This window comes from Pseudomonas sp. NFX71 (assembly GCF_048079215.1).
GTDB lineage: Bacteria > Pseudomonadota > Gammaproteobacteria > Pseudomonadales > Pseudomonadaceae > Aquipseudomonas > Aquipseudomonas fluorescens_B.
On record NZ_CP182230.1, the window covers coordinates 5,549,337 to 5,571,752 of the forward strand.

Sequence of the window (22,416 nt, forward strand, 5' to 3'; positions counted from 1 at the left end):
TTACAACTTAACGGACTCGCCCTACGCCAAATAGCGATTCGTCTGACATTCATCAATGAGCCGATCCACGCAAAGTCCCGAGTCTTGAAATAGACACAAGGAAATGTGGATGTTCAGCGCCGTTAAACCCGTCGTTTTCACCCTCGACATTCAAGGTTTTCCCCGTGACCTTCAGGTACTCGAATTCCGCGCCAGGGAAGCGCTGAATCAACCCTACGAAGTCAATCTCGAACTGGTCGGCGAACGCCACGACCTGGACATCAAGTCGCTTCATCATCGCTCGGCTTTTTTGCGCTTCGGAGCTGACGGTGCCGGCATCCACGGGCAAATCCAAGCAATTGCCGAAGGTGATTCAGGCAAGCGCCTGACCCGCTACCAGATGACCCTGGTGCCGCACCTCAGCTATCTCTCCCATTGCCACAACCAGCGCATTTTTCAAAACCTCAGCGTGCCGCAAATCATTGCAAAGGTGCTGAAAGATCAAGGAATGCAGGCTGATACCTGGCGCTTCCAGCTGAATGCCGAGTACCGACCCCGGCTGTATTGCGTGCAGTACGAGACGGACCTGCATTTCCTGCAAAGGTTGTGCGAGGAAGAAGGTCTGCACTTTCACTTCGAGCACAGCGCCGAGGGGCATGTGCTGGTGTTCGGCGACGATCAAACCAGTTTTTCGAAACCAGAACGGTCAACCGCCTACAGGCAAGCCAGTGGCATGGTTGCGCAAGCGCCAGTGATCGACCAATTCAAGCTAAAACTGAATACCCGCCCGACCCATGTCAGCCGTCGCGATTACGATTTCGAAAAACCACGCGTGCAACTCGACAGCGAGTCTAAAAAACCGCTGGTGCCGCACCTTGAGGACTATGCGTTCCCCGGGCAATTCATCCATCGTGAGCGCGGTAAACAGCTGACCAATCTGGCACTGGAGCGCCACCGCGCCGATTACCAGCTGGCCAATGGACGCAGTGACCAAAGCGCCTTGCGCAGCGGTCACTTTGTCGAGATGACCGAGCATCCATGCCCTGAGCGCAATGGCCTGTGGTTGTTGACGCAGGTCGAGCATGTCGGCTTGCAACCCCAAGTGCTGGAAGAGTCGATGACCGACACCCGCGCGCCGGACGGTTTCAGCCAGGGTTACCGTAATCACTTCGTCGCCACACCGTGGGACGTGATATTTCGGCCAGCGCTTGACCACCCCAAGCCCCGTATGTCCGGCAATCAGCACGCCGTCGTTACCGGCCCGCCCGGTGAAGAGATTTATTGCGATCAGTACGGTCGAGTGAAAGTCCAGCTGCTGTGGGACCGCGACGGTCAGCAAAACGAACAATCGAGCTGCTGGCTGCGAGTCGCCACAGGTTGGGCTCATGACCGTTACGGCAGCGTGCAGATCCCGCGCGTCGGAATGGAGGTGCAGGTAGGTTTTACCGACGGCGATCCGGACAAACCCTACGTCTTGTGCTGTCTGCCCAACGCCTCGACTCCGGTGCCACTGGATTTGCCCGCGGAACAGACCCGCAGCATTTTCCGCAGCCAGAGCAGTCCTGGCGGTGGTGGTTACAACGAGCTGCGCATCGAGGACAGAAAAGGCGCCGAGGAAATTGCCCTGCGTGCCCAACGCGATTTCGTGCAGCACGTTCTGAACGATGAGCGCATTCAAGTCGACAACCAGCGCAACGTGGTGGTCGGAGGAACTACCAGCCACGACCTGCGTGGCGAGGAACGCCATTTAACCCACGGCACCCGCCTGACCGAACTCAAGCAGGACGACCACCTGCTGGTCCTGGGGGATCGACATGTGCGCGTCGCGAATCAACGCCTCAGTGCGATGCAACAGCTTCACTTCAGTGCGGTGCAACAAGTCGTCATCAATGGCGGGACGCACCTCGCGATCATGGGTGGCGGTCAATGGCTGGTGTTGGGACCGGAGGGCATTTTCAGCAGCGTGCCGATTCTGGTGGGCGGCGCCCCACCCGTGAGCTTGCCAGCGGAGCCTCTGATGCCGGGCGCCTTGCCGTTGCTGAAAGTGACGTTTGATGCGGCCCAACAACGCCATGCATTGATTTCAACCCGTGCCTCGCGCTGCCTGATTTGCGAGGCCGCTCAAGCATGAACCTTTCGACCTCCTTGCCAAACGACCTGCCCTGGAGTGAGCAACAGGCTTTCCTGTTGCTGGACGGCGCAACCCTGAGCGATTTGCCGGAACGGTTGAAAAAACTCTGTCCCGGAGCAAGCACTGTTGCGCTGTATGACTGCGCGCCCTTCACTGCGCTGCGGGATATCTCGCCGATGCTGGTGGCGATCCAACAACCTGACGAACCGATTGTTCAGTTCTATCTGCAACAGGCGCATGAAGAGTGGGGCGTGCTGTTGTTCAGCACCGCACCTGCGCATGAGGTCGCCCAGCACTTGCGCAAACTGCTGACCGTTGAATTGCCTGAAGGTCTACCGGTGGTCCTGCGTCTGGCCGATGCCGCCGTGGCGCGAATCCTGTTCGGCAGCGGTGATCAGCGATTGTTTGGGCCTCTGTCCTGTGTGGTAACGGCCGATATCGTCGGCGCTAATTGGCATCGCCACCAACCCCGGTCGTCCGAGCGTCCTGACCTACCGACGCCCTATCGCCTGAGCCCTGAACAGAGTTCGGGGCTGGACCACGCTGACCGGCGCCGCGTACTGCTCGAACTCGACGCTCATCTGCTCAAACACTTCCCCGAACGCCATGGCAGCGAAACTGTGGCCGAACGCTGGCCAATGCTCGAGCAACTGGAGGCTGAGGCCAGCACGCTGGGTTTGAGCAGCCAGTCCGAATTGTTTTATTACGCCAACGTCATGGCCTCGCTGGATGGCTCATCGCTCGATCAGCACCCGCACATCAACCGATTGCTGCATACGCCGTCGCTGCAATCCCCCGGCGAGCGCGTCGCGCTGGCCGCTGACCTCGCCCACCAGTGGGCCAGCCAACGAGGCCACCCATGACTTCACCCGCCAACCTCGCCGCAGCCGCGGCCTCCAAATCCCCCATCGGCTCTCTGGGGGCTTGCCCGCTGCGGCAGCCCCACGTGCAATTGCTGCCCTTGCGTTACGGACTGGTGGAAAAGCCCCTCGACCCGAGTGCCGAACTGAAGCTGCCCTATGCCCTGACGGCCCGACCGCTGGGCATTCGCCTGCTGCGCGATGGCTGGCTGTACATCATCGACAGCGTCACCGGCCACCTGCATGAATATCAGGTACTCAACGGACTGGTCAGCGCCTTGCTGCACAAGGGCGCCAAGGTCGCCAGCGATCAGCGCACGCCCATCGAAGAACGTCCGGCGTTGGTTTTTTCCAGGCGCAGCACCCTGCACGTGACCTTCGCCGAAGTGCAGTGGACGGCGGCCAAATGCGCGCAAGTGCTCGACAACCGCGAGGAACGCGAACACTTCATGCAAGCCGTCGACCTTGGCCCGGTGCATTGCCAAACCGGCGGCGAGCACCTGCTGACGGTCGCGCAAACCAAGCAGTGGCTGGCGGAGGTTGCGACGGACGCGCCCACTCAAACGCAAACGGAGCAAAGTGCTGACGAACCGGACGCCGTTCTATTGCCTACGGTACAGGTCAGCGACGCCCCCGAGCACGAACGTGAACCCTACTTGTGGGAGCAGCCGCGGCGCTTTCGCGAGGCGCACATTGGCGAGTTGCTCGGGCGGGTGCGCCCGGCTTATCAGGACGACACCTTGTTCCTCGTGGTGCACGACGACCTCGGCGTGCTGCGTGATCTGGCCGAGTATCAGGACACCGTAGTCGGCTGGGTCGACGACTGGAGCAATGCCGACCACAACGAACGCAATTACCTGCTGGCGTGTTACATCGAATCCTTGAGCCAGCTCAGCCCGGCGGATGTCGGCTACCTGGCCGACGCCAGCGATAAACCAGCAGACAAAGCCTTGTTCACCGATCTGCAACAATTACCCGAACCGGACCGTGAACGCACCCGTCAGGCCCTGCTCGATTACTTGAACAGGGGCGGCAAGGTCGAGCCTACGGGCGTACCGGTGCCACCGGAACTGGTGCCGTTGCGCGATCAAGCCGTAGACCATGCCCGCGAGATCAACAGGTTCGACAGCCTTACACCCGACTTCACGGCTGAAAGCCGCGCCATTGAAGACGCAGACCGGCGTTACTACACGCGCCAGCATTTCGAGGTCGCTCCTGGCGATTTCGTCGAACGTCACCTGCAGACCCTGATCAACCTCGGCCAGGCGCACAACCGACGTATCAAGGACGTGCTCGAAGGCCCGATTTTCAGTGGCAAACGCGGGGTCGACGATTTCATCGACCGGGAGGCCATGGACACGGAGCTGTTTCAGCACCGCGACGACCTCAGCCGCTGGAACCGCATGCTTGAGCGCATCACCGCCGACCGCACGATGCTGGTGTGTGCCGGGCGTTACCACCTTTCGGCCTGGTACTACGACGCGCACGAACCATCGCAACTGGGCCAGGCCTTCACTGCCGAATACGCCTGCCTCAAAGACATTTGCCGCAGCGACCACGCCAGCGAAAAAATGCTCGGTTATCTGGAAGAACACCCGGAGTTGAGCCGGCCACTGTTCTACACCTTGCCCCTGCGCCTGCAGCCAGAACGGGCCGCGCAATACACGACGTTGTTCAACGCCGGCATGGGCGTGTTCAACAACCTGCCGCACTGGCTGGGCGAATTGCAGAAAATCGAACAACCGCCCCTGCCGGCCCTCGACGATCTGCCCGAGCATACCCGCGTCGTTGCCGACGCGGCCCAGCACAGCCTCAGCCCGGCGCTGAACCTGGGCCTGAGCCGGGCACTGGAAGGGTTTGACTTGTCGGCAGAGAAAACTCCTGACCTTGACGAATTGTTCCGGCGCCTGCCTAAAGCCTTGTCGCCACGAATACTCGATGCGGCAAAAACCACTGGCGTGACCTTTACTGTCGCCAGCCCGGCGGAACACGGCGCGCTGCAAACCGTGATTAAGGAAATGTTGAGGGAGCGCGATTACCTGAAAACCCTGACCCGTGAGCGCAACCAGATCACCCACAACAAAAACCGCCAAGGGCATAAAACGCCGAGGGCGGTTGAGTTGCAGGAAGAAATTGTGCGGGTGCGTGCACAGTTGACGCAGCTTGAAGGCCGGCTGGCGGGGGCGCTGAGCCCGATTGCCGAACTGCCGGATCAGTCGGTGCGGCTGCACGGCGCGACGCCGGCTCGGGCGGGCGTGACGGTGGTGTTTCCGCCCGCCCAGCAGTTGGAGGTCCGGAGTTTATTGAAGGATATTCGGTTGGGGGTTAGCTCGGTGCCGAATGGGAAGTTGATTCGGAGCGAGGGGATGGGGTTGTTGGTGTTTTTGGTGCAGGGGGTGAATTTGGTTTCGGTCATGAGGGAAACGTTTAACCAGTCACGAGACAAGCGTAAGTTGGAGCCGTTGATTGCTGCGAGTTTTGCGACTGGGGCGGCGGGATTCACCGCAGCGCAAAGTCTGGCTGATACGGCGTTGAAGGCACGTAGCGCTGCACTCGTCGCGGGGCTTCAACACCATGCGTTGCTGAATGTACATGTGCAGATGGGCAAGATGCATATCGGGTTGGGTGGCTTTACCTACGTTTTAGGTTTTGCATCTTCAATGGTCAGCCTCATCAACCACCACCAGAATTGGCAACAGGCGACGCGTAGTGGCAATACTGCTGCGCGGAATAGTGCAGCGCTCGCGACACTGGGCGCTGCCGGCATGACGACCGTCAATGCGTATGGCTTTGGTCACACCTTATACGCGGGTTCCACCGTACTGATGGCAAAAAACACGGCCGCAAGGACCGCTGCGTGGGCCGCCGCAGGCACACGCCTCTCCACCGTGTTCTTCCGCTTCAACCTCGCCGGCGCCCTCTTCACCGTATTGGAATTTGGCGGAACCTGGCTGTACAACCGCTACAACCTTAGCGCTCATGATAAATGGCTGATAACCACGCCCTGGAGTCTGGATACGGATCATCGCGGCGACCATACCCTTGATGAATATCAAAGTTATCTGGCTTATTTGCTTCACGCTCCGTATGTGCAACTGGGCCCGAACAAGCATGACTCCTGGATGAAAGAGCTGCTGTTAAAGGCCAAGCCCAAAGACATTCATCTGGTGTTGCCAGGACTCAAGCTCAACGACTTTCAACCGCCCCTGAACGGTCAACCGACTCATCGCCTGGGGATTGGCGCCCATCGTCTGTCCGTTCCCCTCCACAGTCGCGGCACGCCGCGAGAACACAAGGACGTCATCAGCGAGGAAATCACGGATAACCTGCGCATCGTGCAAGCAGGACCCGACCGGCTGGTGCTGTGCCTGCAGTATCCCGTGGACCCAGACTCTGAATTTACTCCTGCCTCCGAAACGCTAGAACTGGCCGTCTGTATCCAGACCCTGAATGCCAAGGGCGTGTGGGTTTCTCGCATTCGGGTCATTCGCCTGAGCCCTCGGGGTGAAGGCCGCTTTCCGGCGTTGGCCACTCAAACCGTTACCGAGCATCCACCGCTGTTGCGGGTTGAAACCCATTTGCTGGAGCTGGCCGACCATGCCCACCAACCTTGAAAGCGCCCTGCCTGCGCCACACCTTGAGCAACCCCGAAAAGCCGGAGATGTGGAACCGTTTCCCAGTGGGAAGATTACCTATCTTGCACCGTTGCCATTACCGACAGCGATACCGCCGCATGGTCCGCATATCGGGGAACTGAATGAGGTGTACATGGACTTCGGGCTGGGATCACCGCAAGTCTTTATGTGGCAGATGACTCTAGGCTTACCATTCAGTGGCGCTTTCATGATCACGTTCCTAATCCCACTAGCAATTGGCTGCATGGGCCTTATGTTCGGATATGACTTCGCATACACATGGGAGTTTGTCATTGATTTATTCTTCGCGATCTATGGATACGCCTTAGTTACCGGATTTTCCACGCTGGCAATCGGCCTCGGCGTCTGGCATCACAACCACAACAAACGCGCCGAAATCATCCCAACCCGCTTCAACCGCCAACGCCGCGAAGTCTGCTTCATGCCCGAAGGCGCCACCGAACCGCTCTTCGTCCCCTGGGAATCCCTCTCCGCCTGGGTCATCGAAGCCCAAGGCGCGACCCAATACGGCATCCACCGCCAATACGGCATGGGCATCGGTTTCCAGCACGGCGAAACCCTGACCAGCGTCGAATTCCCCTGCTTCGGCCTGCCCATCGCCATCAGCCACTGGGAAGCCATCCGCGGTTACATGGAATACGAAATCCACGACCTCAAATCCATTCAGGACCCGCTAGACCTGGAAGGCCCGAACGACCCACCCCACGAAGGCCTGCACACTTTCCACAACGCTCGCGCACGCATGCATCAGCAAATCCGCGACGGCCAACGGGGTCGAGTATCTGGCTTCTTCTGGTACCTGTACCACGTCATGACCCTGTGGACGATTCCCAACCACCTGACCGAATGGGAAATCCGCCGCCTTCAAAAAATGGCCCCGCAGGCCATGCCCGAAGTGATGCGCCAGTGGTCCGAGCCGTTGCCGAAGGAACAATGGGCGAAACCGAGTGAAGAACTGCTGCGCCTGAGCGATCAGGTCCGCACTCTGCATAAACGCCAACCGCGACGCCCGATCACCGAGATTTTTGCCGAGGTGCAGCGCTTGAATTCGACCGAAAACACCGCGCATGAGCGCTGAAAATCAAGATGGTATCTACCCCGTGACAGACTTGACGATTATTGTGCGCCGCGCCCTGGTTACCGACGCGCCCGCCCTCCCCGACATCGAACGTAGCGCTGCTCAATTGTTTCGCGGCGACCCTTCATTGGCCTGGCTGGCCGACAGCCCGGTGCCCGACGCCGAACACCATCAACAGGCAATAAAGACCGGACCGGTTTGGGTGGCGCAATCGGCCGAGGGTGCACTTGCAGGGTTTCTCAGCGCGGTGGAAGTCGACAACCAACTGCATATTCAGGAACTGTCCGTCAGCCAGCCCTTTCAGGGCCGGGGCATCGGGCGAAAGTTGCTGTTAGCCGCAGTTTCATACGCTCGCGGGCAAGAACTCGCCGGTCTGACTTTGACCGCTTTTCGCGACTTGCCCTGGAATGAACTGTTTTATCGGCGCATGGGCTTCGCAACATTGAGCCCGGCTGAAACAGGACCGCGATTAACCCGGGTATTAAACGACGAAATCGCTCACGGATTACCCGGTGGACGCCGTTGCGCGATGCGCTTCAGCCTTGAACCGGGGCCTTCAAATCAACCCCCATTGCCTGGGCGAACGCCTTGACCAGCGGACTGCGCACGGTGTTGTGTCGCAGGATCAGATTGAACGGAGTGCTGATATGAATCAGGTCGGGGCGTACCGCGCGAAATTGCCCTTGGGCGACCATTGAAGCGGCGTAATGCTGCGGTAGAAAACCGACGAAGCGCCCGGTCTTGATCAGCAACGCCACGGCTTCCACCTGGGTGGCCGAGGCCGAAAAGCTGTCATACCGGGCAAAATTCAATTTGTCGCGGTGGATCGCGTAGCGGTGGTTGATGCACTCGTAATCCTTGAGCACCTCGCTGTTGATTTCTGTCTCCGGCACCGCGAACAACGGGTGACCCACCGCACAGTAAACCTCCGAGCGTTCTTCATACAGCGCGTAATAATCGAACTCTTCACGTTTCTGATAAACAGGGACGATACCGGCCACTAACCGTCCCTCTACGACGCCTCTTTCCACTTCATCCAGCTGCGACGACTGAAGTTGAAACCTTACTTTCGGTGACGTTTCATTTATTCGTTTAAGCGCTGCAACTAACGGCGAATTAACATCGGAAATAGTATTGTCAATAACGCCCACACCAAGGTCGCCAACAAGTTCGTTCTGCGCTGAACTAAGCCGATCACGAAAGTTGTCGACCGAGGCAAATAAATCAATCGACGCCTGATACACCAGACGACCTTCTTCGGTCAGATGAAAACCCTCGCGGCCTCGGGTACACAGGCGCATGCCGATGCGGATCTCGAGGTCGGATATCTGTTTGCTGATGGCGGCCAGCCCCACATTCAGCTCGTTCTGCGCCGCGCTGAAACCACCGGCCTCGACCACGGCCTTGAACACTTTGAGCAGTTTGAAATCCAGTCCGCTGAGGGCCAACGGTGCCCGCTGCACCGGTTTTGGCGCGGGGTTTCCGGAATTGGAAAGTGGGGTTTCCATAATGCTTATTTACCTCTGGCGCGCTATTCAACAACCTGTGCCCAACAACAAAAACATAGCTGGCCAATAATAATGAACACAGAAAACCAGGCTTGGCAACCGCTAATAATCTCCGTACTTCAGTGCCAACTCACTGATTTCGAACCATTAAAAGCTGACACTTCGATCAGCTCTCGCATTGACGCAACTGCGCTTTTCCCCTGCCCTTGAATATTGAACAGGCCTGACCACGCCCCATTGATTTGCGGCGGGTGTTTGCGGCCCGGCACACCGATTTCAGTTCGCTCTACCGACGAGGAAAACAACAATGTCTCAAACCACCGACCGTCTCTGGGGTGCTCGCTTCAAAAGCGGCCCATCCGAAGCCCTGGCGGCCCTGTCCCGTTGCCCCGAGCGCTATTTTCGTCTCACCCCGTACGACCTCGCCGGTTCCAAGGCCCATGCCCGTGAACTGCAACGCGCCGGGCTGTTGAGCGAGCAGGAAACCCTGACCATGCTCGCCGCGCTGGAAGGTATCGGTGCTGACTTCAACGCCGGCAGCATCGCGCCCACCCTCGACGACGAAGACGTCCACACCTTTATCGAACGCTTGCTGACCGAGCGCCTCGGCGCCTTGGGTGGCAAACTGCGCGCTGGCCGCTCGCGCAACGACCAGACCGCCAATGACCTGCGTCTGTTCCTGCGTGACCACGTGCGCACCCTCGCCGTTGAAGTATTGGCTCTGCAACAGGCGCTGGTGGATCAGGCCGAGCAACACATCGAAAGCATCTGCCCGGGCTTCACCCACTTGCAGCAAGCGCAGCCGATCGTCTTCGCTCACCACCTGCTGGCTCACGCGCAATCGATGCTGCGTGACGTACAACGCCTGGTGGACTGGGACGTTCGCACCTCGCTGTCGCCGCTGGGTGCCGCCGCCATGGCAGGTTCCGCCATCGCACGTCTGCCGCAACAATCGGCCAAGGAAATGGGCTACAGCGGCGTTTGCGAAAACTCCATCGATGCCGTGGCCAGCCGCGATCACGTCGCCGAGTTCCTGTTTATCGCCAGCATGCTGGGCATCAATATTTCCCGCCTCGCAGAAGAATTCTGCCTGTGGTCGTCGCGGCAATTTCGCTGGGTCGCCCTGGATGATGCCTACGCCACCGGCAGCTCGATCATGCCGCAGAAGAAAAACCCGGACATTGCCGAACTGGCCCGGGGCAAGGCTGGCCGCCTGATCGGCAACCTCACCGGCCTGCTCTCGACGTTGAAATCCCTGCCGCTGTCGTACAACCGCGACTTGAGCGAAGACAAGAACGGCGTGCTCGACAGCGTCGACACCTTGCTGTTGGTGCTGCCGGCGATGGCCGGAATGGTCGCGACCATGAAGGTCAACGTCGAAGAATTGCGGCGTCAGGCACCGCTCGGTTTCACCCTGGCCACCGAAGTGGCCGACTGGCTGGCGATGCGCGGCGTGCCGTTCAAGGAGGCCCATGAAATCACCGGTGCGCTGGTTCAGGCCTGTGAGAAGCACGACATCGAATTGTGGGAAGCGTCCCCTGCGCTGCTGGCCGAGATCGATCCGCGACTCACCCCGGAAGTGCGCGACAGCCTGACCCTCGAAGCCGCCATCGCCGCTCGCAGTGGCTGGGGCGGTACCGCACCGCAGCAGGTGCGCGAGCAGATCGGTCGGTTGAAGACCGCCCTCGCGGCGCAGCAGCAATGGACCGAGAACTATCAGGGCTTCCGTCTCTAACGGCCGCCACGCATAACCCTGTGGGAGCTAGCCTGCCAGCGATTTGGCTCTGTCTGACAAGCATTCGCTGATTGACACACCGCAATCGCCAGCAGGCTCGCTCTCACAAGGATCTGTGTTGGATTTGAAAGAACAGTACGGAGAAACAACATGAGCCAGACTCAGGCAGAACGACTCAAGGCGGAGCGCAAACTGGCGGAAAACCAGTTCGATATCACCCAGTATGATCACGTGCCACGGCGTTATTACGGGCGGATCTTTTTCGCCACCGTGATCGTCATCGCGATCTTCGGCCTGGTGCGGGCCTTTGCCGAAGGCAAGATCGAATGGTCGTATATCGGCCAGTTCCTCACCTCCCAGGCCATCATGTGGGGCTTGCTCAATACCATCGTCATGGCGGTGCTGGCGATGGGGCTGGGCATTGTGTTCGGGGTGATCACGGCGATCATGCGCATGTCGGCCAACCCGATCCTGCGCTACGTGGCGGTGACCTACACCTGGCTGTTCCGCGGCACGCCGCTGATCCTGCAACTGCTGTTGTGGTTCAACCTGGCGCTGATTTTCCCCACCATCGGCATCCCCGGCCTGTTCGAAATGGACACCGTGAGCCTGATGACGCCCTTCGTGGCCGCCCTCCTCGGTTTGAGCATCAACCAGGGCGCCTACACCGCCGAAGTGGTACGCGCCGGCCTGTTGTCGGTGGACACCGGACAGTACGAGGCCGCCAAGTCGATCGGCATGCCGCGCCTGCAGGCGCTGCGCCGGATCATCCTGCCCCAGGCCATGCGGGTGATCATCCCGCCGGTCGGCAACGAATTCATCGGCATGGTGAAAATGACCTCCCTGGCGAGCGTCATCCAGTACTCGGAATTGCTCTACAACGCCCAGAACATTTACTACGCCAACGCCCGGGTCATGGAGCTGCTGATCGTCGCCGGTATCTGGTACCTGGCCACCGTCACTGTCCTGTCCTTCGGTCAAAGCCGTCTGGAGCGTCGTTTCGCTCGCGGCGCCGGCAAGCGTTCTTGAGGAGCCCCACATGAGAAGCATCGTCAAGGCTGTGAGCCTGAACAAGTATTACGACCAGTTCCACGCGCTCAAGGACGTCAACATCGAAGTCGAGCAAGGCGAAGTGCTGTGCATCATCGGCCCGTCCGGCTCCGGTAAAAGCACCTTGCTGCGTTGCATCAATCAGCTGGAGAAAATCGACAAGGGCGGCCTGTGGGTCGACGGCGAACTGGTGGGTTACCGCATCGCCGGCAACAAACTGCACGAACTCAACGAAGCGCAGATCGCCCGTCAACGCCTGTCCACCGGCATGGTGTTCCAGCGTTTCAACCTGTTCCCGCACATGACTGTGCTGCAAAACATCATCGAAGGGCCGTGCCAGGTGCTCAAGCGTTCGCCCAAAGAGGCGCACGAAGAAGCCGTGGAACTGCTCGCCCGCGTCGGCCTGGCCGACAAGCGCAACAGCTACCCGATCGAGCTTTCGGGTGGTCAGCAACAGCGCGTCGCCATTGCCCGTGCATTGGCCATGCGACCCAAGCTGATGCTGTTCGATGAACCCACTTCGGCACTCGACCCGGAGCTGGTCGGTGAGGTGCTGTCGGTGATGCGCGATCTGGCGCAAACCGGCATGACCATGATCGTCGTCACCCATGAACTGGGCTTCGCCCGTGAGGTTTCCAACCGCATGGTGTTCATGGACGGCGGGCAGATCGTGGAGGCTGGAAGCCCCGAAGAAATACTAATAAGTCCGCAAAACCCACGCACCCAAAGCTTCATTTCTGCCGTTCGAACCTAAGTGCCCTTTGGCGCTCACAACACTCATAAGAGAACGACCATGAAGAACTTCGTTATCCCAGCAGTACTCGCAGGCCTGATGGCATCCAGCGTCAGCTTCGCCGCCGAATTGCCGGCCAGCATCAAGGAAAAAGGCGAGATCGTCGTCGCGATCATGCCGAACTACCCGCCGATGGATTTCAAGGACCCGGCCACCAACACCCTCACCGGCCTCGACTATGACCTGGGCAACGCCCTGGCCGAGCGTCTGGGCGTGAAGATCAAATGGCAGGAAACCGGTTTCGAGCAAATGATCAACGCGCTCACCACCGACCGCGTCGATATGGTGCTGTCAGGCATGACCGACACCGTCGAGCGTCAGGCCAGCGTGACATTTGTTGACTACTTCACCAGCGGTCCACAGTTCTACACGTTGCAGAAAAACAAAGACTTCAACGAAATCACCGACCTGTGCGGCAAGAAAGTCGGCACCAGCCGCCGCACCACGTTCCCGGCGGAAATTGCTGAATACAGCAAGGCCCACTGCGAAGCCGCGGGCAAACCGGCCATCGTGGTGGTCGGTACCGAAGGTTCGGCGGATGCCCGCGCGCAACTGCGTCAGAGCCGTATTGATGCGGCGATGCAAGGCAGCGAGACCTTGTCTTACCTGAAAACTCAAGAAAAGGACATGTACAAAACCGTCGGCCAGCCGATTTCCGTGCAGTTCTCCGGCATGGGCCTGAGCAAGAAAAAGCCTGAGCTGAGCGAAGCGGTGAAAGTCGCGTTGCAGAGCATGATCGATGACGGCAGCTACGCCACCATCCTGAAAAAATGGGACCTGGAATTGGGCGCGATCAAGACGGCGACCATCAACGCGGGCAAGTAATGCGTGCTCCCACAGAGGTCTCGGTCGATCGCAATGTTGTGACCAACCCATAAACCTGTGGGAGCGAGCTTGCTCGCGAAGGGGCCTTGTCAGCCGGCATTTAAGTTGAATGACACACCACTTTCGCGGGCAATCTCGCGCCCACAGGCGCCGGTGTTAACTGATAAAAGTTGGAGCGCTACTGATGTCCTCCTCACCCCAACCCACCTGGCCCGACCAGCACACAGCTTGCCTCGCCCTGGCCTTCGACCTCGATGGCCCCACCGGCGATGCGATGCTCAACGGCTCGATCTGGCACAAGCCCGAGTACTTCGGTTTCGGTGGTTACGGCCCTTACCGCGCACTGCCGCGGATTCTCGATCTGCTCGATGAGTTCCGGATTCCGACCACCTTCTTCGTTCCGGCCTGGGTCGTGGAGAACTGGCCGAAACAGTGCCAGGCCATCGTCGAGCGCGGGCATGAGGTGGCGTACCACGGCTACAAACACGAATCCTTTTACGCCCTGACGCTGGAACAGCAAAAGGACGTGATGAACAAATCCCGCGAGGTGTTCTGGAAATACCTGAACATTCGCGCTGAAGGCTTCCGCACACCGTCCGGCGACTGGCGGGCCGAGACGCCGGCGATGCTGGTGGAAGCAGGCGTGGCCTATTCCAGCAGCATGCGCGGCGATGACCGGCCCTATCTGGTCAACGTCCCGGGGTTCGAAACGCCGCTGGTGGAAATCCCCGGCCGCTGGGAAATGGACGACTACGCCTCCCTCGCCTACACCCGTGCGCCGGACTTCCCCAGCGGGTTGGACCGCACCGCCAGTTATGAGCTGACCCTGGACAACTGGTGCCGAGAATACGACGGTGCCATGAATGAAGGGTTGTGCCTGACCACCCTGTTCCACCCCAAGATCACCGGCAAACCAGGACGCATCCTGTTGCTGGAAAAACTCTTCGAACACATGCGCCAGCGCGACGACGTGTGGTTTGCCACCTGCCGCGATGTCGCCCAGTGGTGGCTGAAGGAGCATCACCATGGCTGATTCCATTCTCTGGCCCAAAGGCTACCGCTGCGCCGTGGTGCTGACCGTCGATTACAACGACATCCACGGCATTCTCACCCAGGCGCCCGAAGTCGCCGGGCGCGACAAAACGCTGTCAGTCTGGCGTTACGGCACACAACGGGGCGTCGACCGCTTGCTGGGTCTGTTCGAAGAACTGGGTGTTTGCAGCAGCTGGTTTGTCCCCGGCATCGTTGCCGAGGAGAACCCGGAACACATCCGGGCGATTCAGGCGGCTGGGCATGAGGTTGCCTGCGCCGGGTATCGTCACCAGAACTACGACACCCTCGATCTGAAGCAGCAGACCGCCGAGATTGCCCGCGGCTGCGAAGCGTTGCAAGCGCTGACCGGTCAACGCCCGACCGGGTTTCGCGTTCCGGCCGGCAACGGTGCGCCGGGGTTCATCGAGGCATTACGGGATCAAGGCATTCGGTGGTCTTCCTCGTGGCGTGGCGATGATTTGCCGTTCGCTCACCCCACGGCGCCCGGCGTGATCGAGCTGCCATTGCATTACGAACTGGAAGACGAACCCTACTTCGCCTTCAACCTGAGCCCGGCGGTGCCGCCGGCGCAATCGCGGATCGCTTCCTACAGCCACACCCTGGGCAACCTGCAAATGGACTTCGCCGGGTTTCACCGCTTCGGGCTCTGTTATGTGCTGCGCCTGCACCCCGAAATCATTGCCACACCCGGACGGATCGGCGTGTTGCGCGAATTGCTCCAGGGCATTCAGCAACACAACGACGTGTGGATCGCCAGCGGTGCCGAAGTCGCTCAATGGTGGGCCGAATCCGCGCAGCCTGTGATCGAGGATCACCCGGCGTCGGTGTACGAGCGGCATTATCGGGATTACCTCCTATGACCGAACGCTTGCAAAGACTGGCGCAGTTTTGCGTCGACACACGATTTGAAGACTTGCCGCCGGCACTGGTGGCGCAAGCCACGCGGCATATTCTCGACACCTTTGGCGCGACGCTGGCCGGGGCTGGCAGCGATGTGGCAAAGCAGGCGCGGCAGGTGTTCGAGGGTGAAAGCGGCACCGCGCGGGTCTGGGGCACGGAAGTGCGGGTCGGCGCCGCGCAGGCCGCCATGCTCAACGGCGTCGCCGCCCATGCACTGGAACTGGACGACACTGGTGGCTGCGATCATTCCGGTGCGGTGGTGTTGCCGGCGGTGATGGCTGCGGTGTCGATGTCCGCTCGACGTGTCAGCGGTCGCGAGTTGATCTCCGCCGTGGTCATCGGTTACGACGTCGGCCGCCGCGTGCTCGAAGCCTGCGGCGGTTACTCGGCGCACAACGGCGCCGGCTGGCACTCCACGGCGACCTGTGGCGTCTTCGGCGCGGCGGCCGCGAGTGGGCTCATTCTGGGGTTGAACGCCGGACAAATGGTGGCGGCACTCGGCATCGCCGGCAGTTTCAGTGGCGGATTGTGGGCCTTCATCCACGACGGCTCGCAAAGCAAAAAACTGCACAGCGGCCGAGCCGCCGAGGGTGGACTGCTCGCGGCGCGGTTTGCTCTGCAAGGCGTCACGGGGCCGACGAAGTTATTCGATGACGTCTGGGGCGGGTTTCTAAAGACCCTGGCCACCGGGATGGCTCAACCTGAAGCGCTGGATGCGGATCTCGGGACTGTGTGGAAACTCGCCCGCTGTTCAATCAAGCCATATGCCTCATGCCGAGGGACACACTCGGCCATCGACGCCTTGGGACTGCTGCTGGAACAATTGCAGGTCAACGTCGATCAGGTCGAGGACATACAGGTCTCGCTGTGCGGTTTCCTGCAGGACATGTGCGGCGGTCAGGACGTGAGCACGCTGGCGGCCGCGCAGATGAGCCTGCCGTATGCCCTGGCCGCCCGGCTGGTGCATGGCCATTGCCGACTGGAAGCCTATGACGATGAACAGCGAGGCGATCCGCGGATTGCCCAGTGGATGTCGCGTATTCGCCTTGAAGTGGACCTGCGACTGTCAGAGGATGGCGAGCCCGTGGTGAGCGTGCAGACCGTGGACGGTCGGCAGGCCAGCCTTTTTGTCGATCCACCGTTGGGTGCGCCGGGTAATCCGTTGAGTGACGAGGCGCTGGAGCAGAAGTTTTTCAGTCTGGCCGGGCGGGTCATGCCGAGGTCGCAGGCTGAAGAATTGGCTGAGCAGTTGTGGCGGTTGGAAGAACTCGAATCAGTTCGGTCGCTGGATCGGTGGTTGACTTGAATCCTGCCTTGCCCGCGATGGACGCCGCTCGGTCTCACGCCGAACACTACAGAATCTGAATAAGGACATTTGCCCCACCGTGGCCACTTACTCGCTTGTTATCCGCCGCTTGATGATCGTCTCGCTGACCATCGTCGTCAGCCGCGCCATCACCAGCCCGTTGCTGACGCTGTTCCTGAGCAACAAGCTCGGCCTCAACCAACAGGACGTTGGCTTGCTGCTGGGCATCGCGGTGTTCATCGCCACCCTGCTCGCGCTCTACGGCGGGTACATTATCGACCGCCTCGAAAAACGTCGCTTGCTGATCCTCGCCATGCTCTCCAGCGCCATCGGTTTCGTGCTGCTGACCTTCGCCGAAAACCTGTATTTGACCACCCTCACCCTGGTGATCACTGAAACGGCGTCGGCGCTGTTCCTGATCGGGTCGAAGGCAATCCTCAGCGAAAACCTGCCCATGGGCCAGCGCGCCAAGGCCTTTTCACTGCGCTACACCCTGACCAACATCGGCTACGCCACCGGCCCGATGCTCGGCGTGGTGATTGCCGGGGTGTACCCGATTGCGCCGTTCCTGATTGCCGGCGCGATCGCGTTTTTCAGTATCTTTTTAATGAGCGGAATCCCCAGGGACTCGGCGCAGACGCCCGCGATCGGCCAGCCACAGAGTTTCCTGAAAACCCTGATCACCCTGAAAAACGACCGCACGCTGATCATGTTTACCTGCGGCTGTCTGCTCAGCACCGTGGTCCACGGGCGATTCACCCTGTACCTGTCGCAATACCTGCTGGTGACCCACGACTCCAAGCGCGCCCTGGAAACCATGGCCGCCCTGCTCGCTTGCAACGCCATCAGCGTGATCCTGCTGCAATACCAGATCGGGCGTTTCCTCAAGCGCGAACAACTGCGTTACTGGATTGCCGGTGGTACCAGCCTGTTCATCCTTGGCCTGATCGGCTTCAGCCTGGCTGACAGCCTGGTGTCGTGGTGCGTGGCGATGTTCATTTTCACTCTCGGTGAAATGATCATTTACCCCGCCGAATTCCTCTTCGTCGACACCCTGGCGCCCGAGGAATTGCGCGGGAGCTACTACGGCGCGCAGAACCTCGCCGCTCTCGGGGGCGCGCTCAGTCCAGTGATTTGCGGCTTCCTCCTGATGCACACGCCGGCGCCGACGATGTTTTATGCGCTGAGCGCACTGACGGCCATGGGTGGTTTCCTGTGTTTCATGAGTGGTCGTCGAGTCGCCTTACCTCAAAAATAATGCACTCAAGCTGCATTAATATGAATTTGTCAGCATGTCGAATGAACGGCACACTGTGTCCTGTTCCTCCCCCAATAGTTGGAACACCTTCAAGGGCTTTCTGGGTATCCCAGCTAAGCCTTTTTTTTGCCTCGATTTTTTCAATGGGTCATTTGCCAAATGCTTGCTCGCTGGTTACCTGCCGCCATCAATACCCGACCCTCGGAATGGAGCCGCGCTGCCATCGGCATGGCGTTGGGCACGATGTTCAGCGTCTGGCTCTGCTCCCAGGTTTTCGGCATCGAAGTCGCGCAGCACCTGATCGGACCGCTGGGTGCGTCGGCGGTGTTGCTGTTCGCGGTGTCCTCCGGGGCGCTGGCGCAACCCTGGTCGATACTCGGCGGCTACTTGAGTGCCGGGGTGATCGCGCTGCTGGTCGCTCATGTGCTTGGACGCACACTCGGCAGCGCGTGCCTGGCCGCTGGCATGGCACTGATCCTGATGTGCTGGCTGCGCTGCCTGCATCCGCCGGCCGGCGCAGTGGCCTTGACGTTGGTGCTGGCCGATCCGGCGACCATCGCCCTGGACTGGAAAGCCCTCGCCCCGGTGATGCTCGGCGCTTCGACGATGTTGTTCAGCGCCCTGGCTTATAACAACCTGACGCGCATTCGTTACCCCAAGCGCGCCAGTGAACCGGTGGCCGTGGTGCCTGCCGATCATCCGCCGATCGATCGCCAGGCCATCACCGCCGAGGATTTGAAACTGGCCCTGGCGGAAATGGAGGCCTTCTTCGACGTCACGCCTGAAGACCTTGAGCAATTGATTCACGTCAGTGAATTGCATGCCAAACGCCGCAGCATTGGGGATGTGTTTTCTCGAAAGGGTTGAAGAAGATCAAAAGATCGCAGCCTTCGGCAGCTCCTGCGTTGGAACACGATCCGGCGCAGGAGCTGCCGAAGCCTGCGATCTTTTGCTTTCGACCTAAGGTAAAAATGCAGACTCGTACTGCACATATCCCGGTTGTACATGGCAAATTTGCACTGGTACGATCCAGCATCGCTCGCGCGCAAGCGTCTCTATAAAGAACAATAAAAGCAGGGAGTTACTGATGACTGCTCAGGTTTCATCGAAGGGGACTTCGTCCATGGATGCCACGCAATATGAAGTGCTGGCCGAGGTTCGCAACCACATCGGTCACCTGACCCTCAATCGCCCCGCCGGTCTCAACGCGATCACCCTGGACATGGTCCGCCACCTGCACCGCCAGCTCGACGCCTGGGCAAACGATCCGCAGATTCACGCCGTGGTTTTGCGCGGCGCAGGCGAGAAAGCCTTCTGTGCCGGCGGTGATATTCGCTCGCTGTATGACAGCTTCAAGAATGGCGACACGCTGCACAAAGATTTCTTTGTCGAGGAATACGCCCTCGACCTCGCTATCCACCATTACCGCAAACCCGTACTCGCCTTGATGGACGGTTTTGTCCTGGGCGGCGGCATGGGGCTGGTACAAGGGGCCGACTTGCGGGTGGTGACCGAGAAAAGCCGCCTGGCGATGCCGGAAGTGGCGATCGGTTACTTCCCGGATGTGGGCGGCAGTCACTTCCTGCCGCGCGTTCCCGGCGAACTGGGTATTTACCTCGGTGTCAGCGGCGTGCAGATTCGCGCAGCCGACGCCCTCTATTGCGGGTTGGCCGACTGGTACCTGGACAGCAACAAACTGGAGGCGCTGGACGAACACCTCGATCAGCTGGAATGGCACGACACGCCGCTAAAAGACCTGCAGGGCCTGTTGGCGCAACTCGCGGTGCAGCAATTGCCCGATGCGCCACTGAGCAAACTGCGCCCGGCCATCGATCACTTCTTCGCCCTCCCCGACGTGCCGAGTATTGTTGAGCAACTGCGCGAAGTCACGGTTGCCGACAGCCATGAATGGGCGATGACCACGGCCGATCTGCTGGAAAGCCGTTCACCGCTGGCCATGGCTGTAACCCTCGAAATGCTGCGGCGCGGCCGGCACTTGAGCCTGGAAGACTGCTTCGCCCTCGAGCTGCACCTGGACCGTCAGTGGTTCGAGCGCGGCGACCTGATTGAAGGCGTGCGCGCCTTGCTGATCGACAAAGACAAGAGCCCGCGCTGGAACCCGCCGACCTTGCAGGCGCTGGACGCCAAGCACGTCGCGAGTTTCTTCACAGGGTTTGACCGGAGCGGGAGCTGAGCCATGCACGATATCGAATTGAGCGAAGAACAAGTCATGATCCGCGACATGGCCCGGGATTTTGCCCGCGGCGAAATCGCGCCCCACGCGCAAGCCTGGGAAAAGGCCGGCTGGATCGATGACGGCCTGGTGGCGAAGATGGGTGAACTCGGCCTGCTGGGCATGGTGGTGCCCGAGGAATGGGGCGGCACTTATGTCGATTACGTCGCCTACGCCCTGGCGGTGGAAGAGATTTCCGCCGGTGACGGCGCCACGGGCGCACTCATGAGCATCCACAATTCCGTGGGTTGCGGGCCGGTCATGAACTACGGCACCGACGAACAGAAACAGACCTGGTTGCCGGACCTGGCCAGCGGCAAGGCCATCGGCTGCTTCTGCCTGACCGAGCCACAAGCCGGCTCCGAAGCGCACAACCTGCGCACCCGCGCCGAACTGCACGACGGCCAGTGGGTGATCAACGGCGCCAAGCAATTTGTCAGCAACGGCAAACGGGCGAAACTGGCAATCGTGTTTGCCGTGACGGACCCGGATCTGGGCAAGCGCGGTATATCAGCGTTTCTGGTGCCAACCGATACCACCGGTTTCATCGTGGATCGCACCGAACACAAGATGGGCATTCGCGCTTCCGATACCTGCGCGGTGACCCTGAGCAACTGCACGATTCCCGAAGCCAACCTGTTGGGCGAACGCGGTAAAGGCCTGGCCATTGCCCTCTCCAACCTCGAAGGCGGGCGCATCGGCATCGCCGCGCAGGCGCTGGGCATCGCCCGTGCCGCGTTCGAAGCGGCGCTGGCCTATTCCCGTGATCGGGTGCAGTTCGACAAGCCGATCATCGAACACCAGAGCATCGCCAACATGCTGGCCGACATGCACACCCGGCTGAATGCTGCACGGTTGCTGATCCTGCATGCCGCGCGCTTGCGCAGTGCCGGCAAGCCGTGTCTCTCGGAGGCTTCGCAGGCCAAGCTGTTTGCCTCGGAAATGGCCGAAAAGGTCTGCTCGTCAGCGATGCAGATTCATGGCGGGTACGGGTATCTGGAAGATTACCCGGTGGAGCGTTACTACCGGGATGCACGGATTACGCAGATTTATGAAGGGTCGAGCGAGATACAGCGAATGGTGATTGCCCGGGAGCTCAAGAACTACCAGGTGTGAAGCCTTAAAAGCTTCGCGGGCAAGCCCGCTCCCACGGGATCTCCGGTGTCCACAGATGTTGTGTACACAGGAGAACCTGTGGGAGTGGGCTTGCCCGCGATGGCGTCCGCAAGGACGCCGCATTACTTGCCGACGAACTCCGCCTCACGCTTGGCAATAAACGCCGCCATCCCTTCCTTCTGATCCTGCGTCGCAAATGCCGCATGGAACACCCGACGCTCAAAGCGCACGCCTTCCGACAGGCTCACCTCAAACGCGCGGTTGACGCTTTCCTTGACCATCATCGCAATCGGCAGCGACTTCCTGGCGATCAACGTCGCGACTTTCAGCGCTTCCTCCAGCAATTCATCCGCCGGAACGATCCGCGCGACAATCCCGCAACGCTCCGCTTCCACCGCATCGATCAAACGCCCGCTCAGGCACATTTCCATCGCCTTGGCTTTTCCGACTGCGCGAGTCAGGCGCTGGGTGCCGCCCATGCCCGGCAGCACGCCGAGGTTGATTTCCGGTTGACCGAACTTCGCGTTGTCACCCGCCAGGATGAAATCGCACATCAACGCCAGCTCGCAGCCGCCGCCCAGGGCAAAACCGTTGACCGCAGCGATGATCGGCTTACGGCGGTTAGCCACGCGATCACTGTCGCTGAACAGATCATCGAGGTAGATCTGCGGGTAGGTCAGCTCAGCCATTTCCTTGATGTCGGCACCGGCGGCGAAGGCTTTCTTCGAGCCGGTCAGCACGATGCAACCGATGTTCGAATCCGCTTCCAGGCCATCGAGGGCGTGGTTCAGCTCGCTGACGATCTGCGCGTTCAACGCGTTCAGCGCCTGCGGACGGTTCAGGGTGATCAGGCCGACACGGCCGTGGGTTTCCAGCAAAATCGTTTCGTAACTCATAAATAACTCCTGTTTTGCATAACGCTCAATCTCTGTAGG

At 60.1% G+C, this 22,416-nt stretch carries 18 protein-coding genes; 16 read left to right on the top strand and 2 right to left on the bottom strand.

Annotated elements, in window-relative coordinates; translation table 11 throughout:
* Positions 1-109: 109 nt before the first annotated feature.
* From ACM1ZW_RS25880 to ACM1ZW_RS25900, 5 genes are read left to right on the top strand one after another with little or no spacing between them, the layout of a single operon-like run.
* Positions 110-2,110, top strand: a complete 2,001-nt coding sequence (locus tag ACM1ZW_RS25880) for a type VI secretion system tip protein VgrG (RefSeq protein ID WP_416739644.1) — start codon at positions 110-112, stop codon at positions 2,108-2,110.
* Positions 2,107-2,973: a DUF4123 domain-containing protein gene (locus ACM1ZW_RS25885; RefSeq protein WP_414883921.1), complete on the top strand. Its 867-nt coding sequence runs from the start codon at positions 2,107-2,109 to the stop codon at positions 2,971-2,973. The genes ACM1ZW_RS25880 and ACM1ZW_RS25885 overlap by 4 nt, the downstream gene beginning before the upstream one ends.
* Entirely contained in the window at positions 2,970-6,584 is a 3,615-nt protein-coding gene (locus ACM1ZW_RS25890; protein ID WP_416739645.1) for a toxin VasX, read from the top strand. The genes ACM1ZW_RS25885 and ACM1ZW_RS25890 overlap by 4 nt, the downstream gene beginning before the upstream one ends.
* Positions 6,568-7,704: a hypothetical protein gene (locus tag ACM1ZW_RS25895; protein ID WP_416739646.1), complete on the top strand. Its 1,137-nt coding sequence runs from the start codon at positions 6,568-6,570 to the stop codon at positions 7,702-7,704. The genes ACM1ZW_RS25890 and ACM1ZW_RS25895 overlap by 17 nt, the downstream gene beginning before the upstream one ends.
* Positions 7,694-8,296 (top strand): GNAT family N-acetyltransferase, encoded by a 603-nt coding sequence (locus ACM1ZW_RS25900; RefSeq protein ID WP_416739647.1) that lies wholly within the window; start codon positions 7,694-7,696, stop codon positions 8,294-8,296. Before ACM1ZW_RS25895 ends, ACM1ZW_RS25900 begins: the two co-directional genes overlap by 11 nt.
* On the opposite strand, the gene ACM1ZW_RS25905 is transcribed toward ACM1ZW_RS25900, so the two are convergent.
* Complete coding sequence (locus ACM1ZW_RS25905) at positions 8,241-9,212, bottom strand: LysR family transcriptional regulator (protein WP_017339039.1); 972 nt, start codon at positions 9,210-9,212, stop codon at positions 8,241-8,243. The two genes, ACM1ZW_RS25900 and ACM1ZW_RS25905, sit on opposite strands and share 56 nt — an antisense overlap.
* 307 nt (positions 9,213-9,519) lie before the next feature.
* On the opposite strand from ACM1ZW_RS25905, the gene argH reads away from it, so the two are divergent.
* The 11 genes from argH (at position 9,520) to ACM1ZW_RS25960 (ending at position 21,481) form a co-directional block, all read left to right on the top strand.
* Positions 9,520-10,947, top strand: coding sequence for an argininosuccinate lyase (gene argH, locus ACM1ZW_RS25910; protein WP_017339040.1), 1,428 nt, complete (start codon positions 9,520-9,522; stop codon positions 10,945-10,947).
* A gap of 150 nt (positions 10,948-11,097) precedes the next feature.
* Positions 11,098-11,976: an amino acid ABC transporter permease gene (locus ACM1ZW_RS25915; protein ID WP_017339041.1), complete on the top strand. Its 879-nt coding sequence runs from the start codon at positions 11,098-11,100 to the stop codon at positions 11,974-11,976.
* 10 nt (positions 11,977-11,986) lie between these two features.
* A complete protein-coding gene (locus ACM1ZW_RS25920) occupies positions 11,987-12,751 on the top strand; it encodes an amino acid ABC transporter ATP-binding protein (RefSeq protein ID WP_017339042.1) in 765 nt (254 codons plus the stop codon).
* Between the two features lie 39 nt (positions 12,752-12,790).
* Entirely contained in the window at positions 12,791-13,615 is an 825-nt protein-coding gene (locus ACM1ZW_RS25925) for an ABC transporter substrate-binding protein (RefSeq protein WP_017339043.1), read from the top strand.
* A gap of 184 nt (positions 13,616-13,799) precedes the next feature.
* Positions 13,800-14,648, top strand: coding sequence for a polysaccharide deacetylase family protein (locus tag ACM1ZW_RS25930; RefSeq protein WP_416739648.1), 849 nt, complete (start codon positions 13,800-13,802; stop codon positions 14,646-14,648).
* Positions 14,641-15,528 (top strand): polysaccharide deacetylase family protein, encoded by an 888-nt coding sequence (locus tag ACM1ZW_RS25935; protein ID WP_416739649.1) that lies wholly within the window; start codon positions 14,641-14,643, stop codon positions 15,526-15,528. Before ACM1ZW_RS25930 ends, ACM1ZW_RS25935 begins: the two co-directional genes overlap by 8 nt.
* On the top strand, positions 15,525-16,874 hold the full coding sequence (locus ACM1ZW_RS25940) for an MmgE/PrpD family protein (protein ID WP_416739650.1): 1,350 nt from the start codon (positions 15,525-15,527) through the stop codon (positions 16,872-16,874). The genes ACM1ZW_RS25935 and ACM1ZW_RS25940 overlap by 4 nt, the downstream gene beginning before the upstream one ends.
* A 79-nt stretch (positions 16,875-16,953) precedes the next feature.
* Positions 16,954-18,132 carry an MFS transporter gene (locus ACM1ZW_RS25945; protein WP_414879246.1) on the top strand — a complete coding sequence of 393 codons (1,179 nt, stop codon included), beginning with the start codon at positions 16,954-16,956 and terminating at the stop codon, positions 18,130-18,132.
* Positions 18,133-18,291: 159 nt separating this feature from the next.
* Positions 18,292-18,999, top strand: coding sequence for an HPP family protein (locus ACM1ZW_RS25950; RefSeq protein WP_414879245.1), 708 nt, complete (start codon positions 18,292-18,294; stop codon positions 18,997-18,999).
* A 220-nt stretch (positions 19,000-19,219) separates the two neighbouring features.
* Positions 19,220-20,326: an enoyl-CoA hydratase/isomerase family protein gene (locus ACM1ZW_RS25955; protein WP_414879244.1), complete on the top strand. Its 1,107-nt coding sequence runs from the start codon at positions 19,220-19,222 to the stop codon at positions 20,324-20,326.
* 3 nt (positions 20,327-20,329) lie between these two features.
* Positions 20,330-21,481: an acyl-CoA dehydrogenase family protein gene (locus tag ACM1ZW_RS25960; protein ID WP_017339050.1), complete on the top strand. Its 1,152-nt coding sequence runs from the start codon at positions 20,330-20,332 to the stop codon at positions 21,479-21,481.
* A 122-nt stretch (positions 21,482-21,603) separates the two neighbouring features.
* Here ACM1ZW_RS25960 and ACM1ZW_RS25965 read toward each other — a convergent pair whose 3' ends face one another.
* Positions 21,604-22,377, bottom strand: a complete 774-nt coding sequence (locus tag ACM1ZW_RS25965; protein ID WP_017339051.1) for an enoyl-CoA hydratase — start codon at positions 22,375-22,377, stop codon at positions 21,604-21,606.
* Positions 22,378-22,416: the final 39 nt, after the last annotated feature.